The sequence below is a fragment of the Bacillus sp. 3255 genome, from assembly GCF_031456485.1.
Taxonomy (GTDB): Bacteria; Bacillota; Bacilli; order Paenibacillales; family NBRC-103111; genus Paenibacillus_E.
This window is the reverse complement of the sequence record NZ_JAVDUS010000016.1, coordinates 56,840-68,618: the sequence shown is the minus strand read 5'-3', so window position 1 is coordinate 68,618 and position 11,779 is coordinate 56,840. Positions and strand designations below refer to the sequence as shown.

Annotated in this window: 13 protein-coding genes; 7 read left to right on the top strand and 6 right to left on the bottom strand. The window is 54.2% G+C overall.

Annotation, left to right across the window (positions count from 1 at the left end; genetic code table 11):
• Positions 1-150: 150 nt before the first annotated feature.
• The gene (locus tag J2X61_RS22920; protein WP_274472128.1) at positions 151-786 is read right to left on the bottom strand and encodes an FMN-dependent NADH-azoreductase; all 636 of its coding nucleotides are present in this window, start codon (positions 784-786) and stop codon (positions 151-153) included.
• Between the two features lie 235 nt (positions 787-1,021).
• Here J2X61_RS22920 and J2X61_RS22915 point away from each other — a divergent pair, with 235 nt between their 5' ends.
• From J2X61_RS22915 to J2X61_RS22905, 3 genes are all read left to right on the top strand, one after another.
• On the top strand, positions 1,022-2,056 hold the full coding sequence (locus J2X61_RS22915; protein WP_274472129.1) for an agmatine deiminase family protein: 1,035 nt from the start codon (positions 1,022-1,024) through the stop codon (positions 2,054-2,056).
• A 6-nt stretch (positions 2,057-2,062) separates the two neighbouring features.
• A complete protein-coding gene (gene aguB, locus J2X61_RS22910; protein WP_310190834.1) occupies positions 2,063-2,938 on the top strand; it encodes an N-carbamoylputrescine amidase in 876 nt (291 codons plus the stop codon).
• 260 nt (positions 2,939-3,198) lie between these two features.
• Positions 3,199-3,627, top strand: a complete 429-nt coding sequence (locus J2X61_RS22905) for a DUF1232 domain-containing protein (protein ID WP_310190831.1) — start codon at positions 3,199-3,201, stop codon at positions 3,625-3,627.
• A gap of 342 nt (positions 3,628-3,969) precedes the next feature.
• Here the strand turns inward: J2X61_RS22905 and J2X61_RS22900 are convergent, their stop codons facing one another.
• A complete protein-coding gene (locus tag J2X61_RS22900; RefSeq protein WP_310190828.1) occupies positions 3,970-5,040 on the bottom strand; it encodes a branched-chain amino acid aminotransferase in 1,071 nt (356 codons plus the stop codon).
• A 129-nt stretch (positions 5,041-5,169) separates the two neighbouring features.
• On the opposite strand from J2X61_RS22900, the gene J2X61_RS22895 reads away from it, so the two are divergent.
• Together J2X61_RS22895 and J2X61_RS22890 are read left to right on the top strand one after the other, a co-directional pair.
• Positions 5,170-6,051 carry a LysR family transcriptional regulator gene (locus J2X61_RS22895; RefSeq protein ID WP_274472133.1) on the top strand — a complete coding sequence of 294 codons (882 nt, stop codon included), beginning with the start codon at positions 5,170-5,172 and terminating at the stop codon, positions 6,049-6,051.
• Positions 6,052-6,064: 13 nt separating this feature from the next.
• Complete coding sequence (locus tag J2X61_RS22890) at positions 6,065-7,024, top strand: TRM11 family SAM-dependent methyltransferase (protein WP_310190825.1); 960 nt, start codon at positions 6,065-6,067, stop codon at positions 7,022-7,024.
• Here J2X61_RS22890 and J2X61_RS22885 read toward each other — a convergent pair.
• Positions 7,021-7,635 carry a DUF3298 and DUF4163 domain-containing protein gene (locus J2X61_RS22885; protein WP_274472135.1) on the bottom strand — a complete coding sequence of 205 codons (615 nt, stop codon included), beginning with the start codon at positions 7,633-7,635 and terminating at the stop codon, positions 7,021-7,023. The two genes, J2X61_RS22890 and J2X61_RS22885, sit on opposite strands and share 4 nt — an antisense overlap.
• A 536-nt stretch (positions 7,636-8,171) precedes the next feature.
• Positions 8,172-8,339, bottom strand: coding sequence for a hypothetical protein (locus J2X61_RS22880; protein ID WP_274472136.1), 168 nt, complete (start codon positions 8,337-8,339; stop codon positions 8,172-8,174).
• Positions 8,340-8,506: 167 nt separating this feature from the next.
• Between J2X61_RS22880 and J2X61_RS22875 the strand changes: the two genes are divergently transcribed.
• The gene (locus J2X61_RS22875; RefSeq protein WP_274472137.1) at positions 8,507-9,076 is read left to right on the top strand and encodes a pyridoxamine 5'-phosphate oxidase family protein; all 570 of its coding nucleotides are present in this window, start codon (positions 8,507-8,509) and stop codon (positions 9,074-9,076) included.
• Between the two features lie 3 nt (positions 9,077-9,079).
• Here the strand turns inward: J2X61_RS22875 and J2X61_RS22870 are convergent, their stop codons facing one another.
• Positions 9,080-9,472 carry an acyl-CoA thioesterase gene (locus tag J2X61_RS22870; protein WP_338000780.1) on the bottom strand — a complete coding sequence of 131 codons (393 nt, stop codon included), beginning with the start codon at positions 9,470-9,472 and terminating at the stop codon, positions 9,080-9,082.
• 223 nt (positions 9,473-9,695) lie between these two features.
• Here J2X61_RS22870 and fumC point away from each other — a divergent pair, with 223 nt between their 5' ends.
• Entirely contained in the window at positions 9,696-11,084 is a 1,389-nt protein-coding gene (gene fumC, locus J2X61_RS22865) for a class II fumarate hydratase (RefSeq protein ID WP_274472139.1), read from the top strand.
• A gap of 279 nt (positions 11,085-11,363) precedes the next feature.
• Here the strand turns inward: fumC and J2X61_RS22860 are convergent, their stop codons facing one another.
• Positions 11,364-11,777: a hypothetical protein gene (locus tag J2X61_RS22860; protein ID WP_310190820.1), complete on the bottom strand. Its 414-nt coding sequence runs from the start codon at positions 11,775-11,777 to the stop codon at positions 11,364-11,366.
• Between the last annotated feature and the right edge of the window lie 2 nt (positions 11,778-11,779).

Below are 11,779 nucleotides of genomic sequence, written 5' to 3'. Positions count from 1 at the left end.
GATGACTGTATATGTCTAGCCTATACCACCTATCTCTGTCGTTTGCCTGCATATATAAACAAGGCCTGCCCACTCATGGTGGAACAGGCCTTGGCGTTTTTATTGCTTACCCACTCTTGGGAGAAGGTCAGACAGGCTTGGACACTCACGTTAAAAGCTCTTCGCCAATTCCTTCGCGCGCGCGATCGCGTCTTCTTTGATTTGCTGCGCCTTATCCGGGAACTGATTATGGCCCTCTACGAAAAGGCCTTGGAAATCGGTAATCCCGAAGAAGCTCATGATGGCGCCGATATGACGATGGCCCATTTCCATGGCTGCTGCCGGGCCTTCCGTGTAGACGCCGCCTCGGGCTTGAATGTGCAGCGATTTTTTGCCGGGGAGCAGGCCAACAGGACCATTCTCCGTATATTTGAACGTTTTGCCGGCTGTACATAGCGAATCGAGATAAGCTTTCATAATCGGAGGGTAGGAGAAGTTCCACATCGGCGTTACGAAAACATATTTGTCCGCGGCGACGAACTGGTCGGTCAATTCACCCAGCCGGGCCACCTTGGACTGCTCCTCCTTGCTAAGCGTTGAGAAATCTTGGCCGCCTCGCAGCTTGCCCCATCCGCTGAACACGTCGGCATCGATGTGCGGTATGGATATGCTGTACAGATCGAGTGGGATCACTTCGTCGTTTGGGTGGGCTTCTCTATAAGCGTCGATAAAAGCTTTTCCTACAGCCATACTATAGGAAGTTTGATGGTCGTGCGGATGAGCGGTAATGTGTAAAATAGTAGCCAAGATCGTCCTTCCTCCCTGTTGTGTGCTGCGCTTTTTTAAGCCTTTTATAATGTTGATTAAAACGAAGCCGGCTATACCTAGCGAATTCTGGATGGCCTGAATCTTTGCTAAAATTGTAAAGCTCTGCTCATTGAGCCCGGGCTTCTTTTGAGTTATGATGAAAGACGGTGCTTTTTGGCTATACCAACAAATAAGATGCATACAATAAAATTTATATAAAGCGAGATGGATGAACATGAAACCTCAAGATTTAGGCTACAGAATGCCCGCCGAGTGGACAACTCACGAACGTACTTTCATTTCCTGGCCGGTTCAGGACTCTATGGTATACCCGGATGATTACACCGTCGTAACCAAAGGCTACGCGGACCTGGTGAAGGCTATCGCCGAGTTCGAGCCTGTGACTGTGATCGTCAATCCTGAGGACGCTGAGCAAGTTAAGGCTATGTTTACGGAGTCTAACGTTGACTTTGTGACAATTCCGCATAATGATGCTTGGTTCCGCGATAACGGACCAACGTTCTTGCTGAATGAGCAAGATGAGCTGGCCGCTGTAAACTGGAAGTTCAACGCGTGGGGCGGCAAGTATGCTCCTTGGGATTTGGACGATAACGTCGCTCCGCAGATTATGGAACGCCATGGCGTGAAGCGTTTTGACGCTCCGCTTGTCATGGAAGGCGGCTCCATTCATGTGGACGGAGAAGGCACGCTGCTGACGACAGAGGAGTGTTTGCTGAACACCAACCGCAATCCGGAGCTGAGCCGAGAAGAAATTGAAGCGCATGTGAAACAATATGTGAACGTGGATAAAATTATTTGGCTGAACAAAGGGCTGGACGGCGATGAGACGGATGGCCACGTGGATAACATCGCATGCTTCGCGGCACCGGGCAAAGTAATCCTGCAGGTGTGCAACGATCCTGAGGATGCCAACTATGCGATTACCCAGGAGAATTTGCAAATTTTGCGCAATGCGACGGATGCTCAGGGGCGTTCCTTCGAGATTATCCAAATCGAGCAGCCGCCGGTCGCTTTCCATGAGGAACAGCGCTTGACGCTGAGCTATTTGAACTTTTATTTTGTGAATGGCGGCATCATTTTACCGGTATTCGGGGGAGCTGCCGAAGCAACGGACCGCAAGGCGGAGGAAGTGCTGAGCGCGGCGTTCCCGGACCGCAGAATCCGGACAATCAACGGTATGTCGATTATCAAAGAAGGCGGCAATGTGCACTGCACGACGCAGCAAATGCCAGCCGGCAAGAAAGGGTGATTTGTAGTGAGAAAAGTAACAGTAGCAGCTACACAAATGAGCTGTTCCACTAACATAGATGAAAACATTCGCAAAGCGGAAGCTTTGGTGCGCCAAGCGGCAGCTAAAGGTGCGCAAATTATTTTGATTCAGGAGCTGTTCGAGACGCCGTACTTCTGCCAAAAGGAAAAGTCCGACTACTACAGCTACGCAACGGAAGTGGAAACCAACAAAGCGATCAATCATTTCCGCGAAATTGCCAAAGAGCTTCAGGTCGTCCTGCCGATCTCTTTCTATGAGAAAAAGAACTGGGCCCGCTACAACTCGTTGGCTGTCATCGACGCTGACGGGCAGGTGCTCGGCACGTACCGCAAAAGCCACATCCCGGACGGTCCGGGGTATGAAGAGAAGTTTTATTTCAATCCGGGCGATACGGGCTTCAAAGTATGGAAAACACGCTACGCCAAAATCGGCGTAGGCGTCTGCTGGGATCAATGGTACCCGGAAGCTGCCCGCGTAATGGCGCTTATGGGCGCTGAGCTGTTATTCTACCCGACGGCTATCGGTTCCGAGCCTCAGGATGGTTCCATCGATTCGAAGGATCACTGGCAGATGTGTATGCGCGGCCACGCCGCTTCCAACCTGATGCCGGTCATCGCATCGAACCGGATCGGCAGAGAAGAAGATGAGGATTCCAGCATCGATTTCTACGGCTCTTCCTTCATTGCCGGCCCGCAGGGCAACATGATTGAAGAAGCAGGCCGCACGGAAGAAGCCGTGCTTGTCGCCGAGTTTGACCTGGATCAGTTGGAAGTTCAGCGGATCGAGTGGGGCATTTTCCGTGACCGCCGTCCGGAATTGTATAAGGCAATCGCCACTTACGATGGCAATCAGGTGCTGTAAGAACCAGCGTTGGTGGTCGGTGTTTGTGACGGTTCCGCGTTGTTGCGCCTGAGGGCTCAGCTTCGCGATTGGCCTGTCGCGGGACCGTATTCACGTCGCGGTTCACTTCGGGCTGTTCCTTAGGGAGCAGCCTTTTTTTGCGTTTCGGCGTGTGTGCCTATCGTGCCCTTGCCTTACATCGAGCTCCGCCACCTTCCCATGCATTTAGCTCCCCGGCGCGGCAAATGTTATAATAGGAGTAAGAATGGAGTGATCATGAGATGGACGCTTCCAAATATCAAAAATACTTCAACCCGGACGATTTCTGGTCCAAGCTGAAAAAGGGCGCTAAAAAAGCCGGCAGCAAAGTGATTTATAGCGGTTTGCTGCTCTTCTATGCCATGGAAAGTCCCAAAACGCCGCTAAAAGCAAAAGTGCAGATTTATGGAACGCTCGGCTATCTTATTTTGCCGCTGGATCTTGTGCCCGATTTGCTGCCGATAGTTGGTTACGTCGACGATCTGAGCGCGCTCGGCCTCGCTCTTGCCGCGGTCGCCAAAAATATTGACGATGACGTAAGGCTCAAAGCGAAAAATAAGCTGCGCGATTTCCTCGGAGACGATGCGGTCAAATCGAAGGATATCATCGACATTGACGGGCAAGTGGTGGCCGATCAAGAGAAGGGGGAAGCTCCTGAGCAGCACTCGTAGCAGGTGAGAGTAGTCAGCAGCGATGAGTGGTATCGCTAGCGCTGCGTCGCCACCGGTGCCCGGCTATCGGACACAGCGGCGCCTATTCGGCTCATACCAGCGGGTACGAATTTGTAACGGAAACCGGCGCCGCTATTTGCTGGATCCATCGCGATTTTGCCCGGAAGTCGCACAAATAAGGTCTCAGCAGTCCGTTAGATCCGAAATGGGGCGATTTTTGGACCAATAACGGCGCTGGAGTCCGTTAGAATTGCCCGGAGACGCCGCCGCCGGAAGCTACCCCGGGCACAACGCCAAAAAAGAACCTTTCCATCCACATTCGGATCGAAAGGTTCTTCTCTTTTAGCAAGTGACCATCCAGCCATGCGTATCGGCGATACGGCCGTACTGGATGCCGGTGATCGTGTCATAAAGCTTATGAACGAGCTCCCCGATTTGGCCATCGTTGATGACCATCGATTTCCCCTGCCATAGCAGACTGCCGATCGGTGAGACAACGGCTGCCGTACCGGTGCCGAAAGCTTCCTCCAGGGTGCCGCTTTCATACGCCTGCACGATTTCGTCGATGGAGATTCTCCGCTCTGTAACGGGAACGCCCCAATCGTTCAATAGGTGAATGATGCTTTTGCGCGTGATCCCTTCCAGGATGGAACCGCTAAGGCTAGGCGTCACGACTTCCCCGGCAATTTTGAAAAAGACGTTCATACTGCCGACTTCCTCAAGGCTTTTCTTGTCGATAGCGTCGAGCCACAGCACCTGTGCACAGTCGTGCTCCTTAGCGAGCACTTGCGCCTTCAGGCTTGCCGCGTAGTTCCCGGCCGCTTTGGCACCGCCGGTACCGCCTTGAACGGCGCGGGCGTAGTGGCTTTCTACGAGGATTTTGACTGGCTGCAGCCCTTCCTCATAGTAAGCGCCGACCGGCGACATGATGACGACGAAGGAGTAACGTGACGAAGGACGCACACCTAGAGCTGCTTCAGTCGCAATGACGAACGGGCGAATATAGAGGGACGCACCTTGTCGGTCCGGCACCCAGTCCCTGTCCATGCGTACGAGCTCCTGAATCGCGTTCACGACGAATGCTTCATCGATAGGAGGCATATTCAGCCGTTCGCTGGAACGGTTCAAGCGAATGGCGTTCTGATCCGGACGGAAAATTTGAATGTCACCCGTGTCCGTACGGAAAGCTTTCAATCCTTCAAAAACAGCTTGCCCATAATGAAAAATCATTGCTGCAGGGTCGTAGGAAAGTGGGCCGTAAGGAATGATCCGCGGATCGTGCCATCCTAGTCCTTCCTGATAATCCATTACAAACATATGGTCGGTAAAATGACGACCAAATCCTAAATCCTCATGCAGGCCTGGCTTCTTCTTGCAATGCTCATTCAGTTCCATGCGAATCTGTCCATACATCGCGGGGCAACCACCTTTCGTTTACGTTCATAACTGTTATTCTATACTATAGAAAAATAACAATCATTGATCAATAATCAAATATCAATTACGATCATAGGTAATCGCTATGATTCGGGGGTTACGGGAATGGATTACCGGTTGTTGGAATATTTCATGGCGGTCTGTGAAGAGCTCCATTTCACGAAGGCCGCAGAGAAGCTGGGCATCAGCCAGCCGACGCTTAGCCAGCAAATTCGCGCGCTTGAGCAGAGAATCGGTTCGCCGCTTTTTCAACGCGTCGGCAAGAAGGTGTACTTGACCGAAGCGGGCGGCGTTTTGCTTAAGCATAGCCGGAATATTTTCCATGAGCTGGAGCAGGCCCAGGTTGCTTTCAATGAAATTCAGGGCATGCAGCGCGGCCGGCTGCGGATCGGTTGTTCGGGCAATCATCTGCTGACGGCGACGATCATGGCGTTCCACGCCCAGTTTCCGAAGATCGAGCTGTCGGTAGCGGAGCTCGCAACCGAGGAGACGATCGAAGGGCTGCTTGGCAATCAGTTGGATATTGGCGTCGTGTTTTTGCCGGAGGAGGATGAGCGGCTCGTATGCATGCCTCTGTACCAGGAGAAGCTCAAGCTCGTCGTATCGGCGCGCCATCCGCTCGCACAGGCGGAAGAAATCCGCCTCCAGGATCTCATGCAGCTCCCTGTTGCGATGCTGCCTCGCAAGTTCTACGTGCGGCATATGATCGAGGCGTGCTGCCAGCAGGCGGGCTTGACAGGCAAGCCGGCGCTCGAGCTTTCCACCTTGGAGTCCTTGCTGCAGATGGCCAGAAACGACGTCGTCGGAGCCGTTCTTCCCGGCTCCTATATGGAAAGCGCCATGAGCGGCGACATTCGCTGCATTCCCATTGTGGATCCCGCGCCGCAGAAGGATGTCGGCATCGTATACCGGAAGGACATGTACCTGTGCCAGACGACCAAAACGTTCCTGAAACAGGTCACCGGGCAGTTTCTTACAGAAAGATGAGGTCGCACTGCAGATGACATGTATATATATTTACGCCTGCCACGAAGACGAGCAGGCGCTGTGTGAGTTAGAGCTGCGCACGATGCTGGGCGCAGCTACGATCGTCGGCGCGGGCTACGCCGTCAGCCCGCGCCGCGTGGAGCCAAGCCGCAGCCCGTTCCTGAAGCTGCGGCTGGATGTCCTCTTCGAGGCCTCCAGTCTAGCGGAGCTGGCCTCGCAGGTAGAGACGTTGACCGTGCGCGGGGCAACGTTCAAGGTCGCGTTCGCGGAGACGGACACGCCGGTCAGCTATGACCGGCAGCGGGACGCCGAACGCACGATAGGCCGGCATCTCCGCGGCAAAGCGGAGATGCGCCGGCCGGCGCAGTGGTTCGCCGTGACGGAGCTGCAAGGCCGCTGGCTGTTCGGCGACTGCGCCCACGGCGAAGCCGTCTGGCTGCGGCATCAGCAGAAGCCGCAGAACTACTCCACCGCCCTGAGTACGCGCGTCGCGCGGGCGGTGGTGAACATTGCCGTGCCCGTCACCGAGGGCGCGAGGGTCATTGACCCGTGCTGCGGCATCGGCACGGTGCTGGTGGAGGCGATGTCGATGGGCATCGACATCGTTGGCAGCGACATGAACCCGCTGGCGGTGCGCGGCGCGCGGGTGAATCTGGCCCACTTCGGCATGCCGAACGTGGTGCAGCTCGCGGATATGCGGACGCTGGAGCCGGGCGTGCAGGGCCGTGACCGGGGCCAGGAACAGGGCCGCTACGACGCGCTCATCCTCGACATGCCGTATAATCTGTGCTCCGTACTGCCGGAGGACGAGCAGCTCGAGATGCTGCAAGCCGCTCGCCGGTTGGCCCACCGCGCCGTCATCGTCACGACGGAGCAGATCGATCCGCTCATCGAGCAGGCGGGCCTGCGCATCATCGATCGTTGCGAGGTCCGCAAAGGGAGATTCAGCCGGCAGGTGATCGTCTGTCGTTAACTGATCATTTTACCTAGCGGACCGTCCTCGGCGATGATGTCCTGGATGGCATAGATGGATATCGGGAAATAAAGGAAGCCGTACACATAGGCCGCTAATTCATACACTTGAAAGTAAATGACCAGCGATTTATCGGCAATATAGAAATCCTGATCCGGTCGAATCGCTTGGAAGTCGACCAGCAGCGGAATGTTCCGTTGTTTAAGCTCGGCCTTAATGATTTCGCTTAGCCTGCCGACATAATCGCTGCCGGGTTTAAACAAATCCTTGAGCGCGTAAGCTTTGCCGGTTTCCGTGTTGAAGGTCAAGGCATTCTGAATCGTCAGTCCGTGCGCACCGCCGGAAAAGGCATAATTCCACAAGGTCAAGCTCAGCACGTTGCGTTCATTTGTTTTCAGCTCATAATAGGCCGTTACATCCGTTTGCGGATTCTGGGGATAGCCTTGATCGTGAAGCTGCTTATTAACGGCATTAACAATCGCCGTGTTCATGGCGCGTTCTGCGGTGTAGGGCATATGGTGAATAACAGCGGGGTAGAGCAGTCTTAATTTGTCGCGCAGCACTTGATAGGTCTGTATACTGACCGGGTGCTCCAATTCATCCAACCTCATGCTTATCATCCATCTCTCACGTTTTTAATCCAATTTATTCGGCGGATGGGCGTTTGGTTCTTTCAAGTATAGTGCGGTTATCCTTAGCGGGAGCCGAAGCAGGCTGAGATGCAGCTGTAACTGGATTTTCTCCCTCTATTTCAGCGACATAATGCTCAAGTTGAGGGGGCAACTGGAAAAAATCCCGTTAATTTTGTCGCAACCGCTGGTAGCATCTCGAAAATCACCGATTTAGCTGGAGATATTCCCGTTATGCGCCAAATAAGCGATCTAGACAATGGAATAACAGGAGTTTTTCCAGTTACTGCACGGATCGGCTGGGGGACGGATCACGGAGCTGGGCGTAATGGTATGGGGGCGAGCTAGCTGGCGCCGGAACAACTGGGATTTTTCTCGGAGCGGTTCGGGCAGGGATACGTGTCTCTGAGCGGCGTACAATGGTATATGGAAGTATAGCCGTCGGCGCGAAATAAAAAAGAGCTCTCCCCAACCGCTGCGGGCGGTGGGAAAGCTCTTTTTTGCCTTTTTATAGGTCATTATTCTTGGGAGGATGTATCTTCATTGGCATTGGTGGCATTGGCTGTCGAGCTTTGGAGCAGTGAGCTCAGCTCCTCCACCTGCTGCTTCGCTTGGCTGTCTTCCGCATTCGCCTCAGCTGCATTAATAGCATGGCTTACCACGTCGTTTTGATTGTTCGCTGGCATGTAGAATCACCTCCTCATTTTTCAACTAACTCAGTATGCCTCGGATGGAATCATATCATGCAAGAGTTGGTTATAGATTTTTCCTATAAATGAAGTCTGATTTATGTATTTCACAAATACGGTTATGAAGAGCATAATAGAAGAAAATGGAAGGGTGTGGATGGGGAATGGGGAAATCATTCGAGTCGATCTTACCTGAGCACGAAGCGTTTATTGCCAAGCAGCATATCTTTTTCGTGGGGTCGGCTCCATTATCGGGGGAGGGGCATGTGAATCTTTCGCCGAAGGGGCATGACGTGCTGCGCATTGTGAATGCCAATGAAGTGGCATATTTGGATTTGACCGGAAGCGGCAACGAGACGAGTGCGCATCTCGAGGAGAACGGGCGAATTACCGTGATGTTCACTGCCTTTGAAGGGCCGCCGATGATTCTGAGGTTGTATGGGCAGGGGCGCGTTATTTTGCCGGATACACCGGAATGGGAGGCGCTGGCCCCCCGGTTTACGATGCTGCCCGGAGCCCGGCAAATTATTGCCGTACACGTCCACGAGGTCAAAACCTCCTGCGGCTTCAGTGTTCCATTCTACAACTACGAAGGCGAGCGGAACACGTTGCAGAAGTGGGCGGCCGGGAAGGGCGAAGAGGGCTTGCTTGAATACTGGCAGCAGAAAAATATGACCAGCATGGACGGCATGCCCACACCGCTGGGGCAAAAGTTATCCACAAAGAGCCTTTAACTTCTAGCTAAAATGCTTCCGTAAAGCTTCTGGCGCCTCCACGCTTTTGCGCGTCGTGCTGTCCATGGTCACGCTCGTTACCAGCGCGTCCGCGCACAGTGTTCCCTGCTCGTTATAAATTTCCTGCTTCAGCACGTAGCTGGTTCGGCCGATACGTTCGGGACGGCAAGTGATGGTCAGATGCTCGCCTTGTTTGCATTCTTTTTTGTAATTGATGTTGATGTTGACCGTGACGGTTTGAATGCCCATCGCGCCGAAGGTATCGTAGGAGAGCTCGCTGAGCTCATACCATTCCTCGCGACCCCATTCGAGATATTCCAAATATTTAGCATTGTTGACGTGGCCGTTCACATCGATCTCCGTTGAGCGGACGACGATAGCTAGTTTGGATTCCATGTGTGAGAGCTCCTTTGGGAACCTGCGGGACAGGTGGTTTTGTAGTATGTACTCGCTTAAACTCATTCTTGCTCGATTATAGCTTGATTAACCTATGGAAAACCAGTTTATGGCTCATAGCGCCCCACAATTTGGGTAAACTATCTCTCATGTGTTTGGCCATGGTTCGTGTGTGGTTAACAGTTCATATCGGCTGTTCAAGCCTAATTAAGGAGGATCTATCATGGAGCAGCAATACCGGATTGAACGAGATACGATGGGTGAAATCAGAGTGCCTGTGGATAAGTTGTGGGGGGCTCAGACGCAGCGCAGTTATGAGAATTTCAAAATCGGGACCGAGCGGATGCCGGAGCGGTTGATCGGAGCTTTTGCTTTATTGAAAAAAGCCGCGGCCCAAGTCAACCGCGAGCTGGGCGGACTATCGCCGGAGAAAGCGGATGCTATCGCGCAAGCGGCTGATGAGATCGTGCAGGGACGCTGGCAGGCCGAGTTCCCGCTTGTCGTTTGGCAGACCGGCAGCGGCACGCAGTCGAACATGAATGTCAACGAGGTGATCGCGCACCGCGGTACGGAGCTTCTTGGGGAGGGAGCCGCGCGTATTCACCCCAACGACGACGTCAATCGCTCGCAGAGCTCGAACGATACGTTCCCTACCGCGATGCACGTCGCCGGTGTTCTCGCGGTAGAGCAGGAGCTGCTGCCTGCGCTGGAGCTGCTGCAGGCTACGCTGCACAGCAAGATGATGGCTTATGACTCCATCGTGAAAATCGGCCGCACCCACCTGCAGGACGCCACCCCGCTGACGCTGGGGCAGGAGATCAGCGGCTGGTGGGCAATGCTCGAGCAGACCGGGCGCATGGTCCGCAGCAGCTTGGATGCGATGCGCGAGCTGGCGATCGGCGGTACGGCGGTCGGCACGGGGCTTAACGCGCATCCGGAGTTCGGCGCCCGCGTCGCCGAGCAGCTATCACGTGAGACGGGCACGCGCTTCGTCTCTGCGGCCAACAAGTTTCATGCGCTGACCAGCCATGATCAGATCGTGTACGCACATGGCGCGCTGAAGGCGCTCGCGGCGAACCTGATGAAGATCGCCAACGACGTGCGATGGCTGGCGAGCGGACCTCGCTGCGGGATCGGCGAGATTACGATCCCTGAGAACGAGCCCGGCTCCTCGATCATGCCGGGCAAGGTGAACCCGACCCAGAGCGAAGCGATGACGATGGTCGTGTGCCAGGTCATGGGCAACGATGCGGCCATCGGCTTCGCCGCCAGCCAGGGCAACTTCGAGCTGAATGTGTTCAAGCCCGTGATTATTCACAACTTCCTGCAGTCCGTGCGGCTGCTGGCGGACAGCATGCGCTCGTTCAACGACAACTGCCTCGTGGGCATGGAGCCGAATCGCGCGGTGATTCAGCGCAATCTCGAGCAGTCGCTCATGCTGGTTACCGCGCTTAACCCGCATATCGGATATGAGAAGGCGGCCAGCATCGCGAAGCAGGCTCATAAGGAAGGGCTGACACTGAAGGAGTCGGCTGTGCGCAGCGGCTACTTGACGGAGGAGCAATTTGACAGTTATGTGCGGCCGGAGGATATGGTACAGCCGAAAGCATGACTAACCGGCTGCCGGAAGCTTGAGGTTTGATGCGGTTAGAGGCATCTAGTAGCGGAAATTGAGTGCGTTATTAGGCCTGAAATAGGCTGATTAGCGGTTCAATGGGAAATAGGATGCGCTATTTGGCGGTCTAGGGCTGGATTGCAGGGGAATTGGGCGGAATAAGGCACTGTAGTTCGCCTGCAACCCGAGATAGGCCGGATTTGGCCGAAATAGCGGCTTACAGTTCCCTATGGGCACCAAAAAGGTTGGCAGGATGTGATTCCTGCCAACCTTTTTTTACTGAATCGGATCGGGGATCAGATTCTTCTCCATGAGCTCGCTGTTCGTCTTCATGTGCTTCATCTCGCTGCCGAGCTTCTTCATTTCGTCCAAATCCTGGGCCATGGAGCCATTATTGGCTTCTTCCAGAGATTTGCCGGAGGAGCCGTTGCAGAGCCGCTCCAGCTCGATCAGCTTATCCAGCGCGGCACGGCGCACTTCCAGGGGAACGAATCTGTTCTCCGGGAAGTCGGCCTCGTGGAAGTACACGGTGGTATTGCCGTGCTCCGTGGTAATCGCGGTAAGCCTGAGCGGATAGGAAGCGGCGGTCGCCTCGCTGTAAATGTCCAGTTGATACACGGCTTTCTCCGTATAATCAACACGCCTCAAGCCTTGATCCGTCAGTTGACGGTGCAGCAAGTTTTTATCCATTC